This is a genomic window from Staphylococcus lutrae (genome assembly GCF_002101335.1).
Classification (GTDB): domain Bacteria; phylum Bacillota; class Bacilli; order Staphylococcales; family Staphylococcaceae; genus Staphylococcus; species Staphylococcus lutrae.
This window is the reverse complement of the sequence record NZ_CP020773.1, coordinates 1,288,684-1,314,352: the sequence shown is the minus strand read 5'-3', so window position 1 is coordinate 1,314,352 and position 25,669 is coordinate 1,288,684. Positions and strand designations below refer to the sequence as shown.

The following is a 25,669-nucleotide window of genomic DNA, read 5'->3' as shown; positions in this document are numbered from 1 at the left end:
TCTTTATTCAACAAGTGGTGACTTATTCGGTGTGCCTGGTTTTCGAGGGTATTTTTTGGGTGTTTGGCTTCGTTTTTCTATCAAAATGACTTGGCGTTCACCCGCTTCTTCAGGCAATTCAAACGTGTTGACTTGTTGAATTCGACCACCGAGCACGCCGACTGCAAAACGGGCTTCTTCAAGCTCTTCTTGACCTTTTGAAGCTTTCAAAGCAATGAACATCCCTTGCTTCTTAACGAGCGGTATACAGAGCTCACTCAGCACGGTCATACGGGCAACAGCCCTTGCTGTTACAACATCAAAAGACGCCCGGTAGTCTTCTTTTTTCGCAAATGTTTCTGCTCGATCGTGTACAAAACGAACACCTTCCAAATCTAATGCTTCGGCCAATTGATTTAAAAATTGAATCCGCTTATTCAATGCATCAACAATTGTGACATGAATTTCTGGGAAAACAATTTTTAAAGGAATACTAGGGAAACCTGCCCCAGCCCCTACATCGCACAGCTGGAGTGTCCGATTAAAATCATAGTAAAAACTTGACGCCACTGAATCATAAAAATGTTTTAAGTATACCTCATGCTTTTCAGTAATGCTAGTTAAATTAATTTTCTCATTCCATTCTACAAGCATTTCATAGTACTTTTCAAATTGTTGCTTTTGATGCGCTGATAATACAATCCCATGCGTACTTAATTGTGTCGCTAGCCATTCTACGCTCATTTATTTCACCCTTTGAATTTTACCTTGTTCTAAATAGATTAATAAAATCGAGATGTCTGCGGGGTTGACACCAGAAATGCGTGAAGCTTGTGCAATATTTAAAGGCTTAACTTCGCTTAATTTTTCACGTGCTTCAGTCGCCAAACTATCGATTTTACTATAATCAAGATTTTCCGGTATTTTTTTCTGTTCCATTCGTTTCACTTTATCGACTTGTTGTAATGATTTATTGATATAACCTTCATATTTTGTTTGAATCTCTACTTGTTCTTCAACATCTGCAGGGAGTTGGTGTATTTCTTCTAAAATGTCTATAATCGTCGCATAAGTCATTTCTGGACGACGCAAAAGTTCTTTTGCTAAAATACCATCTTTAAGACGTGCCCCCCCTTTTTCTTCAATGATTTGTTGAACACGTTCACTCGGCTTAATACGAATTTGTTCTAGCCGTTCTAATTCATCACGAATTTGTTGACGTTTCGTGTTGAATTGTTCATAGCGTGTTTCTGAAATCAGTCCTAATTCATAACCCAAGTCAGTTAGCCTTAAATCCGCATTATCATGACGTAACAGCAAACGATATTCGGCACGAGATGTCAATAAACGATAAGGCTCATTCGTCCCTTTGGTCACTAAGTCATCTATCAACACACCAATGTAGGCTTCCGAGCGACGCAGAATCGTTTCTTCCTTACCAAGAACGCGTGCTGCTGCGTTAATTCCTGCCATTAAACCTTGACCTGCTGCTTCTTCGTATCCAGATGTTCCGTTGATTTGACCGGCTGTATATAGATTTTTAATCATTTTTGTCTCTAACGTTGGCCATAATTGTGTTGGAACTAAAGCATCATACTCAATCGCATAACCCGCGCGCATCATATCCGCCTTTTCTAATCCTGGAATCGTAGCCAACATTTCACGTTGCACTGCTTCCGGTAAACTCGTAGACAGGCCTTGTACGTATACTTCAAGCGTATTACGCCCTTCTGGTTCAAGGAAAAGTTGGTGTCTCGGCTTATCATTAAAACGAACAAACTTATCTTCAATAGATGGACAATAACGTGGACCCGTTCCTTTAATCATACCGGAATACATCGCCGACAAATGTAGATTGTCATCAATCACTCGATGCGTCTCTCCGTTCGTATACGTCAACCAACAGGGCAGTTGGTCTAAAATATATTCTGTTGTTTCATAACTGAAAGCACGCCCAATCTCATCGCCGGGTTGAATTTCTGTTTTGCTGTAATCAATCGTCTTAGCATTCACACGTGGGGGCGTCCCTGTTTTAAAACGGACAACTTCGAAACCGAGTTCACGTAAATGATCTGCCAATGTAATAGAAGGCAATTGATGGTTCGGACCACTTGAATATTTAATATTCCCTAAAATAATTTCACCACGTAAAAATGTACCTGTCGTCAAAATAACCGCTTTCGCACGATATTCTGTACCAATATTCGTGCGTACACCTTTAACTTCGTTATCTTCAATAATAAGTTCGTCTACCATACCTTGCATCACTTCTAGGTTCGGTTCATTTTCTAACACACGTTTCATTTCTTGTTGATAAAGGACTTTGTCCGCTTGGGCACGTAAAGCACGAACAGCAGGCCCTTTCCCTGTATTCAACATACGCATTTGAATATGTGTCTTATCAATAGTTTTCGCCATTTGTCCACCTAGTGCATCAATTTCGCGCACAACGATACCTTTAGCGGGGCCCCCAACTGATGGGTTACACGGCATAAATGCGATATTGTCTAAATTGATTGTAAGCATGAGCGTACGTGCACCACGTCTTGCAGATGCGAGGCCTGCTTCAATACCAGAATGCCCAGCTCCTACTACAATCACATCAAATGATTTCACCATTTCATTGACCTCCAATAATTATTTTCCTAAACAAAATTGACTAAACAGTTGATTGATTAACTCCTCACTTGCTGATTCACCTATAATCTCACCTAAAATCTCCCATGTCCGTGTCAAATCGATCTGTACCATATCCATTGGCACACCTATTTCAGCTGCATCAATCGCATCTTGAATCGTGTGTTTCGCTTGCTTTAACAATGCAATGTGCCGCGAATTAGAAACATAAGTCATATCTTGACTTTGCACTTCACCACCAAAGAATAAATCACGAATTTGAATCTCTAGCTCATCGATGCCTTCTTGCGCATGCATAGAGGTCTGAATGATGGGCATATCTCCTACCATTGACTCAACTTCTGCAAGATCGATACGCTGCTCTAAATCTGTTTTATTAATGATGACAATCACATCTTCATTTTTAATGACTTCATATAATTTACGATCATCTTCGGTTAAAACTTCATTATAGTTCAATACAAATAAAATCAAGTCTGCTTGGCTGAGCGCTTTACGTGAACGTTCCACACCGATACGTTCCACAATGTCCTCAGTTTCACGAATGCCAGCCGTATCAATCAGTCTTAATGGCACACCACGTACATTGACGTACTCTTCCAACACATCGCGTGTCGTACCCGCAATCTCTGTAACGATGGCTTTATTGTCCTGGATTAACGTATTCAGCATAGACGACTTTCCAACATTCGGTTTACCTACAATAACCGTCGATAAGCCTTCTCGCATGATTTTACCTTGCACGCCTGTATCTAATAATTTATCAATATCTTGCTTAATTTCTCGCGCACGCTCTAGTAAAAAATCCGTAGTCGCATCTTCTACATCGTCATATTCTGGGTAATCAATGTTCACTTCCACTTGCGCTAAAATTTCTAAAATCAATTGCCGTTGATGTTTAATCAAATCACTCAAACGTCCTTCAAGTTGATTCATCGCTACTTTTGAAGCACGATCCGTCTTAGAACGTATAAAATCCATCACCGCTTCAGCTTGTGATAAATCGATACGACCATTTAAAAATGCACGTTTTGTGTATTCCCCTGGTTCGGCCATGCGTGCACCATGCGTCATCGTCAATTCTAGAACCCGATTAATGGTTAAAATTCCACCGTGACAGTTGATTTCAACAATATCTTCACGTGTAAACGTCCGCGGTGCGCGTAAAATAGACACCATAACCTCTTCCACCACTTCTCCGGTTTCTGGATCAATAATATGGCCATAATTAATTGTATGTGTCGGGACATCCTTTAATGACTGTTTCCCTCTATATAAATAATCTGCAATTTCAACAGCATCATGCCCGGATAAACGGACAATACCAATGGCCCCTTCCCCCATCGGTGTTGAAATACTTGTGATTGTATCAAGTTGTTCCACGATTCACGTACCTCCTTTGACGCAAATAGTTCTTTCAATATTGTAAAATGTTTCCCTTAGGATTGCGAATGCCTTGTCTTTACATGCCTTGCATCCACATCTTACGTATCTTTATCCCGCTTAGAAGTTAGACTTCGGTTTGTCTGAAGTCACACAAACCGAAGTCTAAATAGCGCTACTTTATTCGTTTGTTAAAGACTTTCGCAATTTTTAATACATGCTCTAAACTTTTCTGAATCTCTTGCGTCGACATTGTCTTAGTTGGAAATCTCGCGATGACAATTATATCTTTGGGTAAAAAGTCTGCTTTATGCACTTTGAAACACTCTCGTATACTTCGTTTAATACGATTTCTCGTCACTGCATTTCCTATTTTTTTAGAAACACTGATTCCTAATCTAAAGTGTGTCATATGTTGTGATTCATAAGTATAGACGACAAATTGACGATTAGCTACCGATTTTCCTTTTCGATAAATCAATTGAAAATCAGCATTTTTTTTAATCCGATATGCTTTTTCCATGTGATATCACTCGTCTTTCTTCAAAATACCAAAACAACAAAATGAGACATCGATCTGCAATCCACGACAAAAAATCAACTATTCGATGATCATTTATTCAAAAAAAAGATCACTGAATGAGTCAGTGATCTTATGCTGATAAAACTTTACGACCTTTACGACGACGACGAGCTAAAACTTTACGGCCGTTTTTAGTGCTCATACGTTTTCTAAAACCATGAACTTTACTATGTTTACGTTTATTTGGTTGATAAGTACGTTTTACCATGCAAAACACCTCCATCTTCAATCATTCAATTATCTAATATGCGTCATTATAGATAAATTAAGTTAATTTCATTTTTAATATGTTCAAAATCGATGTATCTCTACTAAAATGAAATGTCTACATTTCAAGCAACTACTACAATATAACAAAATCATCACTGTAAATCAAGCCTGTTTTTTTATAATTCTTATCACAATGTTTAAAAAGTTGTCCACTTATTCACAGCATGAGTGTTTAAAATTGTGGATAACATTCCAATGTGCACAAGTTACTATCGATGATAACAACATATTCACACCCGTTTGACAGGGACCTATGTGAAAAAGTATAATTGTGTGGATAAGTGGTCTCATCCCTTATTTTACATAGCACAAATACTATGTAATAATCATAAAATAGTTGTGAATAACTCACAATGAACTGCGATTCATCCACAGATTGTGATTAAGTTGTGGATAATTGTTAACACCCTGTGATTAAAATGAATCATATTATGGGGATACTGTGTATAACAAAAATTTTTACTTAGGAAGATGGAGTTTAACATGTCAGAACAAGAAATTTGGGAAAACGTTCTCAACTTATGTAAAGAAAACGTCACTAATGTTTCATACGACACTTGGCTCAAAGACACAACGCTCTACACTCTATCTGATGAAGAAGCTGTTGTCATCGCGGCACAACCCTTTATCGCGAATTGGCTCAAGACCAACTATACCGATCTCATCAAGCAGTTTTTAGAGGCCGTTACAGGACGACAACTCGCTCGAATTAAGTTCATTGCAGAAGAAGATTTACAAGAACTTAATCTCACTTCATCATCGAATCAACCCGCACAAACACCGGCTGTTGATAACGTTGTGTCTGGTGAGCAGTTCAATACAAACAACACTTTTGAAACGTTTGTCATTGGACCTGGTAATCGTTTCCCTCATGCTGCGAGTCTTGCTGTCGCAGAATCTCCAGCAAATGCCTATAATCCACTTTTCATCTATGGTGGCGTAGGTTTAGGGAAAACACATTTGATGCATGCGATTGGACATTATGTTTTAGAAAATAATCCAAGTGCTAAAGTCCTTTATACATCCAGTGAAAAGTTTACGAATGAATTCATTCAATCCATTCGGAATAACGATACTGAGTCATTCCGTGAAAAATACCGTAACATTGATGTTTTGTTAATTGATGATATTCAATTCATTCAAAAGAAAGAACAAACGCAAGAAGAATTCTTCCATACCTTCAATGATTTACATCAAAACAAGAAGCAAATCGTCATATCAAGTGACCGTCCACCAAAAGAAATTTCTACTTTAGAAGAACGTTTAAAATCTCGCTTCCAGTGGGGACTTATCGTTGACATCACACCACCTGATTTCGAAACACGAATGGCCATCTTACAAAAGAAAACGGAAGAAGAAAACCTTGATATTCCAATTGAATCTTTAACTTACATTGCCAACCAAATTCAAACAAATATTCGTGAACTTGAAGGGGCTTTGACACGCGTTTTAGCATATTCAAAACTTCAAGGAAAACCCATCACAACCGAGTTAACTGCTGATGCATTAAAAGACATCATTCAGGTGACTAAAAGCAAAAAAATAACCATCCAAGATATTCAAAAGGTTGTAGGTGAATACTATAGTGTACGCATTGAAGATTTTGTAGCGAAGAAAAGAACAAAATCTATTGCATATCCTCGACAAATCGCAATGTATTTGTCTCGTGAATTAACAGACTTTTCACTTCCTAAAATCGGTGAAGAATTTGGAGGACGCGATCATACAACAGTCATCCATGCCCATGATAAAATAAAAAAAGATATCGAAAACGATGCAACATTGCGACAAGAAATCGAGAATTTAGAAAAAGAGATTCGAAGTTGATTTGTGGATAATGAGGAAAAGTTGTACACACCATACACAGGTTATCCACATGTGTACAAGCTGTTATCATCAGTATTTTTTTGAGTTATCCACTAATCCACAGCACCTATGACTATGATTACTATTTTTAATAATAATTATATAACTATATAAACGACTGAAAGGAGTTTATAGAATGATGGAGTTTTCTATTCAAAGAGATTATTTTATCACTCAATTAAATGATACATTAAAAGCGATTTCCCCAAGAGCGACTTTACCTATTTTAACGGGGATAAAAATTGAAGCAACCCAAGCAGGTATTATATTAACAGGTTCAGATTCAGAGATATCCATTGAAATAACAATTCCAAACCAAGTAGAAGGTGAAACAATTGTAACAGTTAATGAACTTGGATCAGTCGTCTTACCAGGGCGATTCTTTGTTGATATTATTAAAAAACTACCAGGTAAAGAAGTTAAATTATCAACAAATGAACAATTTCAAACATTAATTACCTCAGCACATTCAGAATTTAATCTAAGTGGTCTTGATCCTGACCAGTATCCATTATTACCACAAGTTTCTAGTGATGATGCGTTACAATTGCCGGTAAAAGTGCTAAAAAATATTATTGCACAAACTAATTTTGCGGTGTCCACCTCAGAAACACGACCTGTCCTAACGGGGGTTAACTGGCTTATACAACAAAATGAATTAATATGCACAGCAACGGATTCACACCGCTTGGCTGTAAGAAAATTAAAGCTTGAAGAAGAGATTGAAGATAAAAATGTCATTATTCCAGGAAAGGCATTAGCCGAATTAAATAAAATTATGACGGACAGTGATGCTTATATTGACATTTTCTTTGCATCTAATCAGGTCTTATTCCGTGTCAATCATATTAACTTCATTTCAAGATTACTCGAAGGTCATTATCCTGATACGTCTCGTTTATTCCCTGAGAACTATGAAACAAAATTGGGGCTCGATAATTCCGAATTTTATCATGCTATTGATCGTGCATCACTCCTTGCACGTGAAGGGGGTAATAACGTGATTAAGCTCAGTACAGGAGAAGATAGAGTCGAACTCTCTTCTACGTCTCCAGAAATCGGTACTGTAAAAGAAGAAGTAACAGCTAAGGATGTTGAAGGCAATCATTTAAAAATCTCTTTCAACTCAAAATATATGATGGATGCACTAAAAGCTATCGATAATGAGAACGTTGAAGTTGAATTTTTTGGTACGATGAAGCCATTTATACTAAAACCGCAAAATGACGACACAGTAATACAACTTATCTTACCAATCAGAACTTACTAAAATGAGATGTACAAAAAGCAGTTGTAATTATTTCGCAACTGCTTTTTTATATGCTTTTTAAAGTCATTTGTCGCAGTTACACGTGTAATATTCAAAGTAGCTAAATTTTAGTATAATTATGTTATAAAGAACGGAGGGAAATACATGACAAAGAAAAAGATTTGGATGATTTCATTGACCGTTGTAGGGGTCATTGCACTTATCATTATAAGCCTCGCTTTTCTTAACCAGAAACCTAAAAATAATAAGCTCGTTGAATCACAGCTCGCAACAGAGACTCAGTCACAACCCGTACAAGGAAAAAAAGGTCAAAAAGTGTTACTTGTTGAATTCGGTGATTATAAATGCCCATATTGTGGGGACTTTGAACGTCATATTAAACCAGAATTAGAAAAAAAGTATATCAATAATGACAAAGTGGAATTTCGCTATGTCAATGTATTAATACACGGTGAAGAGTCTGTACTTGGTGCAAAAGCAGCACTTGCGGTCAATCAATATGCATCTGAACAATATTGGACATTCCATCATCTGCTCTATCAAGCGCAACCTAAAAATAAAGATGCCGTAGGACAACAACATTGGCTAACAGATGCGCTCATTCAAGAGCAGCTACAAAAATTAAACATCACTGATAAACAGCGTCAACAAATCATCTCAGCTTATCGCAAAAAAACAGGTGAGATTGCTGACCATGCACAACAAGATCACGCGTTAGCGAAAAAGTTTAATGTACCAGAAGTGCCTTCTCTGTTTATCAATGGTAAACGTGTCGCTGATACGACTGATGTTGAAGCTATAGATAAAGAAATCGATCGTGCACTTGACCAATAAATAAAAGTGATGGGACTGAAACGTTCCACATGAAACTTTTAGAAGGAAAATCCTTTCTAGAGAATGAAATTTTCATTATAAAAATGTATAATGTATAGGTGAGCAAATATGAATGGAGTGATGAATTTGGCTGAGCAAGTCATTGTTGATGGCGCACTAACTTTAGGACAATTTTTAAATTATGAAGGCATCATTGAATCTGGTGGCCAAGCAAAATGGTTCTTAAGTGAACATGAGGTTTTCTTAAATGGCGAATTGGAGAACCGTCGTGGTAAGAAATTGCAAGACGGAGATCAGTTAGAAATTCCTGAAGTCGGTTCGTATATTATCAAATTCGGTGAGCAATGAAACTCAAAGCACTCCAACTCGAAAATTATCGAAACTATGAAAAGATATGGCTTGAGTGCCATCCAGAAGTCAATATCTTAATTGGGGAAAATGCACAAGGTAAAACAAATTTATTAGAGTCTATATACACTTTAGCCTTGGCAAAAAGTCATCGTACCACGAACGATAAAGAATTAATTCGCTTCAATGCGGCGTATGCTAAAATAGAAGGTGAACTTCATTTTCGTCATGGTACGATGCCACTCACAATGTTTATTACCAAAAAAGGTAAAAAAGTAAAAGTTAATCATTTAGAACAAAGTCGTTTGACGCAATATATTGGTCATCTCAACGTGGTCCTTTTTGCACCAGAAGATTTGAATATTGTTAAAGGTTCACCACAAATAAGACGTCGTTTTATTGATATGGAATTAGGTCAGATATCAAGCCTATATTTGAATGATTTATCACAATATCAGCGTATTTTAAAACAACGGAATCACTATTTAAAGCAACTGCAACTCAGAAAAACAAAAGATACGACGATGCTCGAAGTGCTGAATCACCAATTTGTTGTGTATGCAGTAAAAGTGACGCAACGAAGACGACAGTTTATTCAAGAGTTAGAACTACTGGCGGCACCGATTCATTCCGGTATTACAAATGCGCGTGAAATATTAACATTGCAGTATATGCCAAGTATTAAAATCGATCATGCTTCAGCGTCTGAAGAGGCATTAATTCAACAAGTATTGAATGATATTCAGAAGCATATGGAACGTGAAATTGAACGGGGTGTTAGTCTGTATGGCCCACATCGTGATGATTTGGCATTTCAAGTGAATGATATGGATGCACAAACATATGGTTCGCAAGGGCAACAACGTACGACGGCACTGTCAGTAAAATTAGCAGAAATCGAATTAATGAATCAGGAAGTGGGGGAATACCCCATTTTATTACTTGATGACGTTTTAAGCGAATTGGATGATGCACGTCAAACGCATCTTTTAAGTACGATTCAACATAAAGTTCAAACTTTTGTGACGACTACATCAGTAGAGGGAATTGACCATGAAATCATGAAAGACGCAAAAGTATACCGCATCGCACAAGGAAATATTATGCAATAGGCAGAAAGTGAAGGTGGAAGCATTGGCTGATGTGAACAACTCAGAAAACTATGGCGCGAGTCAGATTCAAGTATTGGAAGGTCTTGAAGCGGTACGTAAGCGACCAGGTATGTATATAGGTTCAACTTCAGAACGCGGTCTGCATCATCTCGTCTGGGAAATTGTCGATAACAGTATTGACGAAGCTCTTGCTGGATATGCTGATAACATTGAAGTAGTGATTGAAAAAGATAATTGGATTAAAGTAACTGATAATGGACGAGGAATTCCAGTTGATATCCAAGAAAAGATGGGACGTCCTGCTGTAGAGGTAATTCTTACTGTGTTACACGCCGGTGGTAAATTTGGTGGCGGTGGTTATAAAGTTTCAGGAGGTTTACACGGTGTGGGCTCATCCGTTGTAAATGCTTTGAGTGAAACATTAGAAGTCTATGTACACAGAGAAGGACGTATCCATCATCAAGCCTATCATATGGGTGTACCTGAGTTTGATTTAAAACAAGTTGGTGATACGGATCAAACAGGAACGGTCATTCGATTCAAAGCGGATGAGACGATTTTCCAAGAGACAACAGTCTATAACTACGAAACATTGCAAAAACGTATTCGGGAATTGGCCTTTTTAAATAAAGGCATCCGTATAACGCTTAGAGACGAACGTGATGAAGAAGAAGCTTGTGAGGATAGTTACCACTATGAAGGTGGAATTAAGTCGTATGTAAGCCTTATTAACGAAAATAAAGAGCCATTACATGAGGAGCCGATTTACGTCCATCAAACACGTGATGAAATCGAAGTTGAAATTGCCTTACAATACAATAGCGGTTTTGCGACAAACTTATTAACATATGCGAATAATATCCATACGTATGAAGGTGGGACGCATGAAGACGGTTTCAAACGTGCATTGACAAGAGTCCTCAATCATTATGGCACGCAAAGTAAATTGATTAAAGATGAAAAAGATCGTTTATCGGGTGAAGATACGCGTGAAGGCTTAACGGCAGTCGTCTCTATTAAACATGGTGATCCACAATTCGAAGGTCAAACGAAAACAAAATTAGGTAACTCTGAAGTCCGTCAAATTGTTGACCGTGTATTTTCAGAGCTTTTTGAACGTTTCCTATTTGAAAATCCTCAAGTTGCACGAATTATTGTTGAGAAAGGGATTATGGCCTCACGGGTGCGTATTGCAGCAAAAAAAGCGCGTGAAGTGACACGTCGTAAATCCGCGCTAGATATTTCTAGTTTACCGGGTAAATTGGCGGATTGTTCAAGTAAAGACCCTTCTGAAAGTGAAATTTTCTTAGTGGAGGGTGACTCTGCCGGGGGGTCTACAAAATCAGGGCGAGATTCCCGGACACAAGCCATTTTACCGTTACGTGGTAAAATTTTGAACGTTGAAAAGGCCCGTTTAGATAAAATTTTAAACAATAATGAAATCCGTCAAATGGTGACTGCTTTTGGGACGGGGATTGGTGGCGAATTTGATATTGCTAAAGCCCGTTATCACAAAATTGTAATTATGACTGACGCTGATGTGGATGGTGCGCACATTCGTACGTTGCTATTGACATTTTTCTATCGTTTTATGCGCCCGTTAATTGAGGCGGGGTATGTCTACATCGCGCAACCGCCATTGTATAAATTGACACAAGGGAAACAAAAATATTATGTGTTTAATGACCGTGAGCTTGACAAATTAAAAGAACAACTCAACCCAACACCTAAGTGGTCTATTGCCCGATACAAAGGTTTGGGTGAAATGAATGCCGATCAATTATGGGATACGACAATGAATCCAGAAAATCGTGCGATGTTACAAGTGACATTGGATGACGCGATTGAAGCGGATCAAACATTCGAAATGTTGATGGGAGATGTTGTTGAAAATCGCCGTCAATTTATTGAAGATAATGCTGTTTATGCTAATTTGGATTTCTAGAATGAGAATTGGGAAATGAGAAGGAGGATATCTTGATGGCTGAAATATCTGAATCAAGAATTAATGAACGCAATATCAGCAAAGAGATGCGCGAATCGTTTTTAGATTATGCGATGAGCGTTATTGTCTCTCGTGCTTTGCCAGACGTAAGAGATGGTCTCAAGCCTGTACATCGCCGTATTTTGTATGGTCTTAATGAACAAGGCATGACGCCAGATAAGCCATATAAAAAATCTGCCCGTATCGTAGGGGATGTCATGGGGAAATATCATCCTCATGGAGATTCGTCAATTTATGAAGCAATGGTACGTATGGCACAGGATTTCAGCTATCGTTATCCACTTGTAGATGGACAAGGTAACTTCGGTTCGATGGATGGTGATGGTGCGGCAGCAATGCGTTATACGGAAGCCCGTATGACAAAACTTGCTTTAGAATTATTAAGAGATATCAATAAAGATACGATTGATTTTATTGATAACTATGATGGAAATGAGCGTGAGCCAAGTGTCTTACCTGCTCGTTTCCCGAATTTATTGGTCAATGGTGCTTCTGGTATTGCGGTAGGGATGGCAACGAATATTCCCCCTCATAATATGCGTGAAGTCATCGATGGTGTCTTAAGTCTAAGTCACAACCCTGACATTACGATTAATGAATTGATGGAAGATATTCAAGGTCCAGACTTTCCGACGGCAGGCTTGATTTTAGGTAAGAGTGGTATTCGACGTGCCTATGAAACAGGGAGAGGCTCTGTCATTATGCGTGCTAAAGCTGAAATTGAATCTCGAGGTGGCGGTCGTGAGCGTATTGTCGTAACCGAAATTCCATTCCAAGTGAATAAAGCCCGTATGATTGAAAAAATTGCAGAACTTGTACGCGATAAAAAGATTGATGGCATTACGGACTTACGTGACGAAACGAGTTTACGTACAGGCGTGCGGGTCGTTATTGATGTGCGCAAAGATGCCAATGCAAGTGTTATTTTAAACAACTTGTACAAACAAACGCCGTTACAAACGTCTTTTGGTGTCAATATGATTGCTTTAGTAAATGGACGCCCACAATTGATCAATTTAAAACAAGCTTTGTATCACTATTTAGAACATCAAAAAGAAGTAGTACGTCGACGTACAGCTTATAATTTACGCAAAGCGAAAGACCGTGCCCACATTCTAGAAGGCTTAAGAATCGCACTTGATCATATTGATGAGATTATTACAACTATTCGTGAATCGGAAACAGATAAGATTGCGATGGAAAGCTTGCAGTCTCGATTTACTTTATCAGAGCGGCAAGCCCAAGCGATTTTAGATATGCGTTTAAGACGTCTGACAGGCTTAGAGCGTGATAAAATTGAGCAAGAATATAACGATTTGATTGCCTATATTGCGGAATTAGAAGCGATCTTAGCTAATGAAGAGAAGCTATTGGCACTCGTGCGTGAAGAGCTGACTGAGATTAAAGAAAAGTTTGGTGATGATCGCCGTACGGAAATTCAACTGGGTGGTGTGGATCAGCTAGAAGATGAAGATTTGATTCCAGAAGAACAAATTGTTATTACACTCAGCCATAACAATTACATTAAACGACTTCCAGCTTCCACATATCGTTCACAACATCGTGGCGGTCGTGGTGTTCAAGGTATGAATACGTTGGAAGATGATTTTGTGAGTCAATTAGTGACAACGAGCACACACGATCACGTACTGTTCTTTACGAATAAAGGACGTGTGTATAAACTTAAAGGTTATGAGGTGCCGGAACTCTCCCGTCAGTCTAAAGGGATTCCGATCGTTAACGTTATTGATTTGGATCAAGATGAAGTCATCAGTACGATGATCGCGGTCAAAGATCTGAATTCTGAAGAAGATTTCCTTGTATTTGTAACGAAAAAAGGATTGATTAAACGCTCGGCACTAAGCAATTTTAACCGTATCCAAAGTAATGGTAAGATTGCAATTAAATTCCGTGATGATGATGAATTGATTGCCGTTCGTTTAACAGATGGTGAGAAACATATCCTTATCGGTACAGCACAAGCTTCCCTTATTCGTTTTAAAGAGTCTGATGTGCGTGCAATGAGTCGTATTGCAGCAGGTGTAAAAGGTATTCGACTCAGAGAAGGTGATGAAGTGATTGGACTCGGTGTTGCCAATGAAGATACGAATAATGAAATCTTAGTGGTGACAGAAAAAGGTTACGGTAAACGAACACCTATTGAAGAGTACCGTTTGTCTCACCGCGGCGGAATGGGTGTCAAAACAGCAAAAATTACTGAACGAAATGGACGACTCGTATGTATTGCTACTGTTGAAGGTGATGAAGACTTAATGGTTGTGACGAACCAAGGTGTGATCATTCGTATGGAAGTCTCAGACATCTCAGTGAACGGTCGGATGGCTCAAGGTGTACGACTGATTCGCTTAGATGATTCGCAATACGTTTCGACTGTAGCAAAAGTTAAGAAAGAGCCTGAATCTATCGAAGAAGACGATCTCACAGAGACACAAGAAGCGGTTCAAACGGATGTCGAAGAAAAGGTATCGACTGAGAATGCGTCTACTCAAACAGAGACAGCAGATGAAACGACTGAACAAGTGTCATTAAGACAAGATTTTATGGATCGTGTGAACGAAGATATTGAAAATGAAGATCAATAAATAATTAAAAAAGGCGACCGTCTAGTGGATATACTAGCATGATCGCCTTTTTTATTGATTGAGGTTCATAGTCGTGGATTGGAAATAAGATGTTTTGAACACAAACAGCCCCCCAAAATCAAAGCCAAGGTGTGCTCAGCTTCAATATGGGGGACTGATCACGTAAAAAGGCATGATAATGTCCGACAAAACTATAGCGGAACTGAGACAATATTTTAATACAACAATCGTCTCAATACGCCCTAAGCTTTGTATCGATAAACCCGTGTGTGATGTCGCAGATGATTTAACTTTCTAATTGTTTCATGGCATACGGAATTTCATCAATCATCTTTGATGGCGGAACGACATACATTTCTTGTGATAACTTGTCTCCAATGTAACTATGTGTATAAGTGGCACTTGTAATCGCATCGACTAAATTGTCAAATTGTCCGACAAAACTTGTAATCATCCCAGCGAGTGTGTCACCCATTCCGCCAGTAGCCATAGCAGGACTTCCAATTTCTAGCTTATAGTCATCGTCTTTAAAGTAGATTTCTGTCCCATGTTTCTTAAGTACGACTGTGCCTCTTAAGCGATCAGCAGCCATTCGGTTTGTTTCATAAGTTTGTTCCTCTATTGGAATGCCACTCAAACGCTCCCACTCCTTTTGATGTGGGGTATAAATGACATTGCAAGCTGGAATCTCAGGTTTTAATTTGCTGACGATTGAAATTGCATCACCATCAACAATTAAGGTATGATGCGGTTGAATATTTTGTAAAAGAAATGTCATCGCATTATTACCTTTAAAATCTAATCCTAAACCTGGACCAATCAATATACAATCCGAAGCTTCAATCATTTTTGTCAATTTTTTCGTGTCATTGATGTCAATCACCATCGCTTCAGGACAACGAGAATGGAGCGCGACATGATTTGTTGGGTGTGTTGCGACAGTAATGAGACCACTTCCACTGTAAACACAAGCACGTGCTGCTAACATAATTGCGCCACCAAGGTTTGCGTTACCGCCAATCAATAAGATACGTCCATAATCGCCTTTATGTGTCTCTTCTTTACGTTTAGGTATATGAACAGCTGACAATGTTTTCACGTTTGAGACCCTCCTATCTGGATTTTCCATTATTACAACAAGATATATTATACCTGGTTTGGTCTTTCGTCAATAGCCATTCTCATGTTTAGTCGCAATATCATCTGTTATGTCTATTAATTTAAATCACTACATAGGTTAATTGAATTATTATTTTTATCCTTATTTGTACTTGTTAATCAAAAGTAAAATGACACATTATTTTAATTTAATACGTTAAATGATTAATTTGATACCATATTACGGATTTGGCGAAAAGTATTGTATGTGTGTTTTAACAATTCTATACTGAAGGAAACAAGCGTGTCATATTTTTATGAAGGCACAAGGGGTCATCTTTTGCGCAATCGATAGAGCTGAAATAAAGGTATAACGGCAAGTGCTTGAAGACGGGGGATAATCATGATATTACGTTTGACAGGAGAACAATTAACCATTGAGGCGATTCGTGCGTTTTTAGCGCATGAAGGAAAAGTTGAAGTGACGTCCGATGCACAAACACGTGTCGAAAAGAGTCGCGCGATTGTAGAACGGATTATTGCAAATAAAGAAACCATCTATGGTATTACAACGGGCTTTGGTTTGTTTAGTGATGTACGTATTGATCAGGAAAAATACAATCAATTACAAGTAAATTTAATTCGTTCACATGCGTGTGGAATGGGGAAACCTTTCGAGTCTAATGTCTCGTTAGTGATGATGATTTTGCGTTTAAACACATTATTAAAAGGGCATTCAGGTGTCACGATGGACTTAGTGAATCAACTGGTCTTCTTTATTAATGCGCGCATCATCCCTATCATTCCACAACAAGGTTCTCTCGGTGCATCAGGTGACTTAGCACCACTTTCACATCTTGCGTTGGCATTGATTGGTGAGGGGAAAGTGGCATATCAAGGGGAAGTTTTAGACAGCTCGGACGTCTTAAAACAATTACAGCATGCACCATTAACTTTGCAAGCGAAGGAAGGCTTAGCGCTTATTAATGGAACACAGGCGATGACGGCACAAGGTGTCATCACATTAATTGAAACTGAAAACTTAGCTTATCAATCTGAATGGATTGCGGCACTCACGCATCAAGCCCTACGAGGTATTACAGATGCATATCATGAAGCGGTGCATCGTGTGCGTAATTTTGAAGAGCAGACAGCTGTAGCAAGACGGATGTTAGACTGGCTTGAAGGTTCACAACTCACAACAAGACAAGGTGAAATGCGCGTTCAAGACCCTTACACGTTACGGTGTATTCCACAAATCCATGGTGCAAGCTTTCAGGTGATTCAGTATGTACGTGAGAAGTTAGAATTTGAAATGAACGCAGCAAATGATAATCCACTTATTTTTAGTGAAGATGATGAGACCTTGGTCATTTCAGGGGGAATTTCCATGGACAGCCCATTGCATTTGCGCTAGATTTCTTAAAAATTGGAACGAGCGAACTCGCGAATGTGGCAGAGCGCCGCTTAGAACGACTTGTTAATCCACAATTAAATGGGGGATTACCAGCTTTTTTAAGTCCGGAACCGGGTTTACAAAGTGGTGCAATGATTATGCAGTATGCTGCGGCGAGTCTTGTTTCAGAAAATAAAACTTTAGCACACCCCGCGAGTGTGGATTCTATCCCATCTTCAGCAAACCAAGAGGACCATGTTTCAATGGGGACAATTGCAGCACGACATGGATACCAAATTTTAGAAAATACGCGCAGAGTCATAGCAATTGAAGCGATTATTGCTGCTCAAGCAGTGGAATTGCGGAATGTCGATCAACTCTCACCGAAGACACGAGAACAGTATGAGGCGTTGCGTAAAGTGGTGCCTTCTATACAAACAGACCGACAGTTCCATCAAGATATCGAAAATGTAGCCCATTATTTACAAGCATTGGCCTATCAAAAATAAAACTTGCTATTCGAAAAATTGTTTGTTATATTAAACACGAAATCGAATACAATATTGTTTGTGGAATAAGTAATATAGAACTGGAATTAGAGAGTTTGTGGTTGGTGAAAACAAATGTACAGCGCTATATGAAATCTATCCATGTAAGAAAACAATGCGGGTAAAACCGTTATCAATTTGTGAGAGTGCAGACATTTTTTGTCTGTTGAATAGGGTGGCAACGCGTCGAACCACGTCCCTTGTGTTGAGGGGTGTGGTTTTTATTTTGACTCCATACGTGATGCGCCGTTTAATCCATGTGAGAACAAAGAAAGGAAGTTGTCTTATGTTAGATATCAAATTGTTTAGAAATGAACCTGAAAAAGTAAAGAAAAAAATCGCTTTGCGCCAAATGGATCCTGCTGTTGTGGATGAAGTATTAGCGTTAGATCAACAACGCCGTGATGATATTCAACAAACAGAGGATTTAAAAGCGGAACGTAACAAAGCTTCACAACAAATTGCTGAAAAGAAACGGAATAAAGAAAATGCAGAGGATGCCATTAAAGCACAGCGTGAAGTTGGCGAAAAAATCAAAGCGATTGACGCACAATTGAAAGACACAGAAAAGAAATTGAAAGACGTTTTGTCACGTATTCCTAACTTAATTCATGACGATGTGCCTGAAGGTGAAGATGATACAGAGAACATAGAATTAAAAAAATGGGGGACTCCTCGTGAATTTGACTTTGAAGCGAAAGCGCATTGGGATTTAGTAGAGTCACTTGAAATGGCGGACTTTGATCGTGCAGCACGTGTATCGGGTGCGAGATTCGTATTTCTAACAAATGAGGGTGCGAAATTAGAACGGGCTTTGATGAATTTCATGATTACAATGCATACCACACAACACGGTTACAAAGAAATGATGGTGCCTCAGTTGGTCAATGCCCAATCGATGTATGGGACAGGACAGTTACCAAAATTTGAAGAAGATTTATTCAAAGTTGAAAAGGAAGGCATGTATACCATTCCTACAGCAGAAGTCCCTTTAACGAATTATTATAGAGACGAAATCATTCAACCGGGTCAATTACCAGCAAAATTTACAGCACAATCTGCTTGTTTTAGAAGTGAAGCGGGATCAGCCGGTCGTGATACACGAGGATTGATTCGCTTACATCAATTCAATAAAGTAGAGATGGTGAGAATAGAAAAGCCGGAAGATTCTTGGAATGCGTTGGAAGAAATGACAACACATGCAGAAGCGATTCTTGAAGCGCTAAAATTACCTTATCGTCGTGTCATTCTATGTACAGGTGATATTGGTTTCGGTGCAAGTAAAACGTATGATATAGAAGTGTGGTTACCAAGTTACCAAGATTATAAAGAAATTAGTTCATGTTCCAACTGTGTAGATTTCCAAGCGCGTCGTGCTAATATTCGTTTTAAACGTGATAAAGATGCAAAACCAGAGTATGTTCACACATTAAACGGTTCTGGATTGGCGGTTGGACGTACATTTGCTGCAATTGTAGAAAATTATCAAAATGAAGACGGGACGATCACAGTGCCAGAAGCATTAGTACCATTTATGGGTGGACAAACGGTTATTCAACCGCAGTAAGCCAATACGTTGAAAAATCTAAAAATATTTATGTAAAAAGCCGAGGATGCTCTCGGCTTTTTATTGTAGAACAAAATGTCATTCGGTCGTTGTAGACCTACACGTGCTTCATAAGCACAGGACAGCGACATTGTTTTTTCTTAATTTTCTAAAAACGTATCTTTGCGGGTATGACAATGTTTTTACACTTCCGGTTAGACTTCGGTATGATTGAGGTTAGACTAACCTCTTGGCATAGTGTGATATCCTATAATATAATAAATACTAATTTTTAAGGGGTGAGTCTTTTGCGTTATACAACGTTTAAACAAGGGATACAAGATTGCATTCCAACATTATTAGGTTATGCAGGGGTAGGCTTTTCGTTTGGTATTGTGAGTGTTGCTTCAGGTTTTAGTATTTTAGAAATTCTGTTGTTTTCATTATTCGTCTATGCAGGGGCTGCTCAATTTATTATTATCACATTGGTTGCGGTACAGACACCGATATGGATTATCGTTTTGACGACGGCGATTGTCAACAGTCGCATGTTTTTATTGAGTATGACCTTAGCGCCACAATTTAAACAGCACTCTATTTTACATAGAATAGGCGTGGGGAGTTTAGTGACCGATGAAACGTTTGCGGTTGCGATTACCCCTTATACGAAAGGTTTCTCTATTACGCATCAATGGATGTATGGTTTAAATGTATTGGCTTATTTATTTTGGGCGCTTGTTACGGTGTTAGGTGCATTGCTTGGAGATTTTTTCAAACATCCTGAAACTTTTGGGCTCGATTATGCGATTACGGCAATGTTTATCTTTTTAGCGATTTCACAATTTGAAGGGATAACAAAAACGAAACTACGCGTTTATCTTTTTTTAGTCGGTATCGTCATTGTCATGATGTTGTTATTAAGTCTCTTTATGCCTTCTTATTTGGCGATTTTGCTTGCATCTACATGTAGTGCCACGATAGGGATGGTGATTGATCGATGACATTATATTTATTTTGGACGATTGTCTTATCAGGTTTAGTTACATTGCTCATACGTATTGCGCCATTTGTGATGATTTCTAAAGTTGAGCTGTCTGAAAAAGTATTAAAATGGCTCACGTTTATTCCTATTACGCTATTTACTGCATTAGTCGTGGACGGTTTGATTCAGCAGCAACAGGGCGTCATGGGGTATACGTTGAATTGGATTTTTATATGGGCACTGATTCCTACAATACTTTTTGCATTGTGGACAAAAAGTTTAACTGTTACCGTCATTATTGGAATGGTGAGTGTTGCATTTTTGAGAATTATCGGATTATTCTAATTAATCATTTGCATATATGACCTATATAAGGTATGATGAAATTCAAACTAGATATCATAAAAAACTTATTGAGAGAAGTTGAGGGATTTGGCCCTGTGACACTTCAGCAACCACTTAAACATCTAAGTACGGTGCTACAACCAACCACACACGTGGATGATAAGTTCATTCGTTAACTGATTTACTGAGTTGTATTGCCGTATAAAGGTAATATGACTTTTTTATTTTTAGAGGGAGGGCAGTCTTAAATGATGAATTATCGAGTAGATACTTTGGAATTGGGCCCATTTATGACAGCGTCGGGTGAGTCGATTGAAAATTTAAAATTACGCTATGAATATGTAGGCTATTCTGGTCAACCCCTTGCTGTTGTTTGCCATGCGCTAACAGGCAACCACTTAACGTATGGTACAGAAGAAAAGCCAGGTTGGTGGCGTGAGATTATTGATGGAGGGTATGTACCTGTACATGATTATCAATTTCTTACATTTAATGTGATTGGTAGTCCATTTGGTTCAAGTTCCCGTTTAACCGATCCTAATTTTCCACAAAAATTGACCTTGCGCGATATTGTCCGTGCACTTGAGATGGGTATCGCTGCATTGGGCTATCAGCAGATTGATGTACTCATTGGTGGCTCTTTAGGGGGATGCAAGTCATGGAACTTCTATACAATCAAAAATTTAATGTTAAAAAAGCGATTATACTTGCAGCCACAGAAAAAACCTCTTCATATAGTCGAGCTTTTAATGAGATTGCACGTCAAGCGATTTACTTAGGGGGTAAGGAAGGGCTGAGTATCGCTAGACAACTTGGATTTTTAACCTATCGTTCTTCTAAAAGCTATGATGCCCGCTTTACCCCAGATGAAGTCGTATCGTATCAAAAGTATCAGGGAAATAAATTTAAGGAGCAGTTTGATTTACAATGTTATCTCACACTTCTTGGTGTGTTAGACAGTCATGATATACATCAAGGTCGTGATGATGTTGAAGCAGTATTCCAACAATTAGAGACGAAAGTACTGACATTTGGGTTTACAGATGATTTGTTGTATCCTAATGATCAAGTTGAAGCATTAGGCGCATATTTTAAATTTCATCGCCACTTTTTTGTTCCTGATAACGTAGGACATGATGGTTTTCTCTTGAATTTTAATGATTGGGCCCCCTACTTATATCATTTTTTAAAAGTTTCCAAGTTTAGACGGTAATACCCTACTTTTATGTTAAATATGTTCGCTCAGAATACTAGACAAAAAGCTATATTTTAGGGATAATAGCTAGAATATAGCTTTTCTAAGTTTGTTCAAACAACACAAAGCTTTGTAATTGAGTGGTAAGATGCGGAAAATAAAATAGTGCAAATTGTATTCATATTACAAAACTTGTAAAATAAAGACTATAGATTAAAAAAGTTTGGAAGTGGCTTCTTTGTTTTCGAAAATTGATCTTAAAGCAACACTCATCAGCACGGTGGCTTTACTCGTGATGATTTTAGTGATACATCTCATGCCGTGGTTGGCTTTGATTTTAGCGTGTTTTGCATTCATACCCGGCATCGTATTATGGTACCGATCTCAACATTCATTTGGGCTTGTTGCGTTCATAACGATTGTACTTTCGACGCTAACAGGCAATGTATGGGTCATGTCATTACTAATCATTACTTTAATGTTGAGTATGGTCATTGCTCAATTGTTGCAGCAACGTGCGTCTAAAGAACGCATTATATATGTAAGTACACTGACGGCGAGTATACTGATTTTGAGTGTGATGATGATACTACAGAGTATGAAAAAGCTCCCATATGCAGATGCCTTGTTACAACCGTACCGCTCAATAGTGGAGCAAGCGGCAACTTTACAAAATTTAGATCAACAGGCACAAGACATTTTAAATCATTCTATTCAGCAACTTGCTATACAAATGCCAGGGATGATCGTCATTGCCATTGCTATTTATCTCATCGTGGCGTTAACAGTGATTTTTCCAATATTGCGCAAGTTCAAGGTGGCAACGCCAGTCTTTCGTCCACTCTATTCATGGCAAATGAAGCGTTCCATTTTTATTATGTATGCATTGGCATTATTGACAACCATTACGACACCTCCTGCAACGACACCGAATAGTATTGGCATTAACTTTCAACTCGTTTTAGGATTTTTGTTGATTGTGCAGGGGCTTAGTTTCATTCATTATTTTTCCACAGTGAAACGTATGCCGAACGCACTAAAAGTATTGCTCGTCATTGTAGGAATTATATTCTACCCCATGACACGTTTAATTGGTTTACTTGATCTCGGATTGAATTTAAAACGTATGATTAAAAATGATAAGAGGTGACAAGATGAATCGTCATTCAATGAAGAAATCGCTCGTTGTCCCTTTTTTAGTGATGACCGTTACAGCAATAATCATTGTAGGTGTATTATTTTTCTTTAACCAATGGCTTGCCTTTTTAGCTGCTATTTTGTTGTTTGTCATGCTCATTATCAGTATTTTTATATTTAGACGATTGTATCATCATTTAGACCATTATTTAGATGGTTTGAGCGGTAAAATATCGATTGGTAGCGACCGCGCAGTGAAGACGATGCCATTAGGTTTGATTGTTTTAGATGATAATGATCAAATCGAGTGGGTTAATCCTTTTATGTCAGAACGGATTGAGAGAAATGTGATATCAGATCCAATCAACGAAGTGTACCCCAATATTTTAAAACAACTCGAAAAAGCGAGAGAAATAGAAATTGAAGATGGGACCTATGCTTATCGCGTACGCTATTCAGAACAAGAGCAGATGCTGTATTTCTTGGATATTACAGAAGAAGCAGCGATTCAAGAAGCATATGATGACCAACAACCGATTATTGCAACATTGTTTTTAGATAACTATGATGAAATCACGCAAAATATGAATGATACCCAACGTTCAGAAATCAACTCGATGGTGACCCGTGTGATTAGTCGTTGGGCACAAACGCATCATGTGTTCTTCAAACGTTACAGTTCAGATCAGTTCATCGCATATTTAAATCGTCGCATTTTACGTGAGTTAGAGTCAACCAAGTTTGATATTCTGAGTCAGCTTCGTGAAAAAAGTGTCGGTTACCGCGCGCAGCTAACATTAAGTATTGGTATAGGTGAAGGCTCAGAGAACTTAATTGATTTAGGTGAACTTTCCCAATCAGGACTAGACCTTGCACTCGGTCGCGGCGGTGACCAAGTGGCGATAAAAAACATGAATGGTAATGTGCGTTTCTATGGCGGTAAAACGGATCCAATGGAAAAACGTACACGAGTGAGAGCGCGTGTCATCTCCCACGCATTAAAAGACATTTTGTTAGAAGGCGACAAAGTGATTGTGATGGGACATAAACGTCCAGATTTAGATGCAATCGGTGCTGCGATTGGTGTCACACGCTTTGCCATGATGAACAACTTAGAAGCGTATATTGTGTTGAATGAGTCAGATATTGATCCAACGTTACGGCGTGTCATGGACGAAATTGATGAGAAGCCTGAGTTGAAAGAACGCTTTGTGACTTCAGATGATGCGTGGAATATGATGACTTCACGGACAACACTTGTCGTTGTCGACACACATAAACCTGAGATGGTCATTGACGAGAACATTTTAAACAAAGCGAATCGTAAAGTTGTGATTGACCATCATCGCCGTGGTGATAGCTTTATTTCAAACCCGTTACTCGTATACATGGAACCGTATGCAAGTTCCACTGCCGAGTTGGTCACTGAGTTACTCGAGTATCAACCAACGGAACAACGTTTAACGCGTTTAGAATCGACAGTGATGTATGCAGGGATTATTGTCGATACACGAAACTTTACGTTGCGTACGGGATCAAGAACTTTTGATGCGGCTAGTTATTTACGTGCACACGGTGCGGATACGATATTGACACAACATTTCTTAAAGGATGACATTGAGACGTATATTAATCGTTCGGAATTGATTCGTACAGTTAAATTACAAAATAATGGCATTGCGATTGCACACGGGGCAGATGAAAAAATTTATCATCCTGTGACGGTTGCACAAGCCGCTGACGAATTGTTAAGTTTAGATGGTGTGGAAGCCGCTTATGTTGTGGCACGGCGTGAAGAGAATCTGATTGGGATGTCAGCACGCTCTCTTGGTGAATTTAATGTACAATTAACGATGGAAGCATTGGGCGGTGGCGGTCACCTGACAAATGCTGCAACGCAAATTGAAGGGGTCACTGTTGAAGAAGCCATCGAAAAATTGCAACAAGCGATTGAGGAACAATTGGATAGGAGTGACGAATCATGAAAGTAATTTTTACACAAGATGTGAAAGGTAAAGGAAAACAAGGTGAAGTGAAAGAGGTCCCTGTGGGCTATGCGAATAACTTTTTAATTAAAAATGGTTATGCTGTGGAAGCAACACCTGGTAATTTGAAACAGTTGGAGCAAAAAAACAAGCGCATTGAAAAGGATAAACAACAAGTGCTTGAAGAAGCAAAAGCGTTGAAAGCGCGATTGGCCGAACTAGAAGTTGTCGTAAAGGCAAAATCAGGTGAGGGCGGAAAATTATTCGGCTCTATTAGTACGAAACAAATCGTTGAGGCGTTAAAGTCACAACATGATATTAAACTCGATAAGCGTAAGATGGATTTACCTCATGGTATTCATGCGTTAGGTTATACGAATGTCCCTGTTAAGCTGCACAAAGATGTTGAAGGAACGATTCGTGTACATACGGTAGAGCAATAAGTGTTTGTTAAGAGCTGGTGCGGTTGGTGTCACCGGCTCTTTTGTATGGATGGCATAAGTCATGGATGGATGGCATCGTGTCAGTCCGAATCAGTGATTGCTGA

19 protein-coding genes, 2 pseudogenes, 1 riboswitch and 1 other annotated feature are annotated in these 25,669 nt (G+C 38.6%); of the genes and pseudogenes, 15 read left to right on the top strand and 6 right to left on the bottom strand.

Annotation, left to right across the window (positions count from 1 at the left end; all coding sequences use genetic code 11):
• Positions 1-3 precede the first annotated feature (3 nt).
• From rsmG to rpmH, 5 genes are all read right to left on the bottom strand, one after another.
• Positions 4-723 (bottom strand): 16S rRNA (guanine(527)-N(7))-methyltransferase RsmG, encoded by a 720-nt coding sequence (gene rsmG / locus B5P37_RS05990; RefSeq protein ID WP_085237377.1) that lies wholly within the window; start codon positions 721-723, stop codon positions 4-6.
• On the bottom strand, positions 724-2,598 hold the full coding sequence (mnmG, locus tag B5P37_RS05985; protein ID WP_085237376.1) for a tRNA uridine-5-carboxymethylaminomethyl(34) synthesis enzyme MnmG: 1,875 nt from the start codon (positions 2,596-2,598) through the stop codon (positions 724-726).
• An 18-nt stretch (positions 2,599-2,616) separates the two neighbouring features.
• Positions 2,617-3,960 (bottom strand): tRNA uridine-5-carboxymethylaminomethyl(34) synthesis GTPase MnmE, encoded by a 1,344-nt coding sequence (gene mnmE, locus B5P37_RS05980; RefSeq protein ID WP_240622425.1) that lies wholly within the window; start codon positions 3,958-3,960, stop codon positions 2,617-2,619.
• 214 nt (positions 3,961-4,174) lie between these two features.
• Positions 4,175-4,522, bottom strand: coding sequence for a ribonuclease P protein component (rnpA, locus tag B5P37_RS05975; protein ID WP_085237374.1), 348 nt, complete (start codon positions 4,520-4,522; stop codon positions 4,175-4,177).
• 130 nt (positions 4,523-4,652) lie between these two features.
• A complete protein-coding gene (rpmH, locus tag B5P37_RS05970; RefSeq protein ID WP_000240855.1) occupies positions 4,653-4,790 on the bottom strand; it encodes a 50S ribosomal protein L34 in 138 nt (45 codons plus the stop codon).
• Positions 4,791-5,335: 545 nt separating this feature from the next.
• On the opposite strand from rpmH, the gene dnaA reads away from it, so the two are divergent.
• From dnaA to gyrA, 7 genes are all read left to right on the top strand, one after another.
• Entirely contained in the window at positions 5,336-6,679 is a 1,344-nt protein-coding gene (gene dnaA, locus B5P37_RS05965) for a chromosomal replication initiator protein DnaA (protein ID WP_085237373.1), read from the top strand.
• 175 nt (positions 6,680-6,854) lie between these two features.
• Positions 6,855-7,988: a DNA polymerase III subunit beta gene (gene dnaN, locus B5P37_RS05960; RefSeq protein ID WP_085237372.1), complete on the top strand. Its 1,134-nt coding sequence runs from the start codon at positions 6,855-6,857 to the stop codon at positions 7,986-7,988.
• A 144-nt stretch (positions 7,989-8,132) separates the two neighbouring features.
• Positions 8,133-8,822, top strand: a complete 690-nt coding sequence (locus B5P37_RS05955) for a DsbA family protein (protein WP_085237371.1) — start codon at positions 8,133-8,135, stop codon at positions 8,820-8,822.
• A 108-nt stretch (positions 8,823-8,930) separates the two neighbouring features.
• On the top strand, positions 8,931-9,170 hold the full coding sequence (gene yaaA / locus B5P37_RS05950) for a S4 domain-containing protein YaaA (protein WP_085237370.1): 240 nt from the start codon (positions 8,931-8,933) through the stop codon (positions 9,168-9,170).
• Positions 9,167-10,282 (top strand): DNA replication/repair protein RecF, encoded by a 1,116-nt coding sequence (recF, locus tag B5P37_RS05945; RefSeq protein ID WP_085237369.1) that lies wholly within the window; start codon positions 9,167-9,169, stop codon positions 10,280-10,282. Before yaaA ends, recF begins: the two co-directional genes overlap by 4 nt.
• Positions 10,283-10,295: 13 nt before the next feature.
• Entirely contained in the window at positions 10,296-12,227 is a 1,932-nt protein-coding gene (gene gyrB / locus B5P37_RS05940) for a DNA topoisomerase (ATP-hydrolyzing) subunit B (protein WP_206168737.1), read from the top strand.
• Between the two features lie 35 nt (positions 12,228-12,262).
• Entirely contained in the window at positions 12,263-14,890 is a 2,628-nt protein-coding gene (gene gyrA / locus B5P37_RS05935; RefSeq protein WP_085237367.1) for a DNA gyrase subunit A, read from the top strand.
• A gap of 286 nt (positions 14,891-15,176) precedes the next feature.
• On the opposite strand, the gene B5P37_RS05930 is transcribed toward gyrA, so the two are convergent.
• Positions 15,177-15,989, bottom strand: a complete 813-nt coding sequence (locus B5P37_RS05930) for an NAD(P)H-hydrate dehydratase (RefSeq protein ID WP_085237366.1) — start codon at positions 15,987-15,989, stop codon at positions 15,177-15,179.
• A 402-nt stretch (positions 15,990-16,391) separates the two neighbouring features.
• On the opposite strand from B5P37_RS05930, the pseudogene hutH reads away from it, so the two are divergent.
• The 8 genes and pseudogenes from hutH to rplI all read left to right on the top strand — a co-directional run bounded on the left by hutH (position 16,392) and on the right by rplI (position 25,565).
• Positions 16,392-17,893, top strand: a pseudogene (gene hutH / locus B5P37_RS05925) (histidine ammonia-lyase).
• 48 nt (positions 17,894-17,941) lie between these two features.
• Positions 17,942-18,136: a binding site (T-box leader), on the top strand.
• 82 nt (positions 18,137-18,218) lie between these two features.
• Positions 18,219-19,499 carry a serine--tRNA ligase gene (serS, locus tag B5P37_RS05920; RefSeq protein WP_085237365.1) on the top strand — a complete coding sequence of 427 codons (1,281 nt, stop codon included), beginning with the start codon at positions 18,219-18,221 and terminating at the stop codon, positions 19,497-19,499.
• A gap of 287 nt (positions 19,500-19,786) precedes the next feature.
• Positions 19,787-20,479 carry an AzlC family ABC transporter permease gene (locus tag B5P37_RS05915; protein WP_085237364.1) on the top strand — a complete coding sequence of 231 codons (693 nt, stop codon included), beginning with the start codon at positions 19,787-19,789 and terminating at the stop codon, positions 20,477-20,479.
• A complete protein-coding gene (locus B5P37_RS05910; RefSeq protein WP_085237363.1) occupies positions 20,476-20,805 on the top strand; it encodes an AzlD domain-containing protein in 330 nt (109 codons plus the stop codon). The genes B5P37_RS05915 and B5P37_RS05910 overlap by 4 nt, the downstream gene beginning before the upstream one ends.
• Before the next feature lie 62 nt (positions 20,806-20,867).
• Positions 20,868-20,971, top strand: a riboswitch (SAM riboswitch).
• 82 nt (positions 20,972-21,053) lie between these two features.
• Positions 21,054-22,018, top strand: a pseudogene (gene metX / locus B5P37_RS05905) (homoserine O-acetyltransferase MetX).
• A gap of 220 nt (positions 22,019-22,238) precedes the next feature.
• On the top strand, positions 22,239-23,150 hold the full coding sequence (locus B5P37_RS05900; protein ID WP_085237362.1) for a DUF2232 domain-containing protein: 912 nt from the start codon (positions 22,239-22,241) through the stop codon (positions 23,148-23,150).
• Positions 23,151-23,154: 4 nt separating this feature from the next.
• Positions 23,155-25,122 (top strand): DHH family phosphoesterase, encoded by a 1,968-nt coding sequence (locus tag B5P37_RS05895; RefSeq protein WP_085237361.1) that lies wholly within the window; start codon positions 23,155-23,157, stop codon positions 25,120-25,122.
• Positions 25,119-25,565, top strand: a complete 447-nt coding sequence (gene rplI, locus B5P37_RS05890; protein ID WP_085237360.1) for a 50S ribosomal protein L9 — start codon at positions 25,119-25,121, stop codon at positions 25,563-25,565. Before B5P37_RS05895 ends, rplI begins: the two co-directional genes overlap by 4 nt.
• Positions 25,566-25,669: the final 104 nt, after the last annotated feature.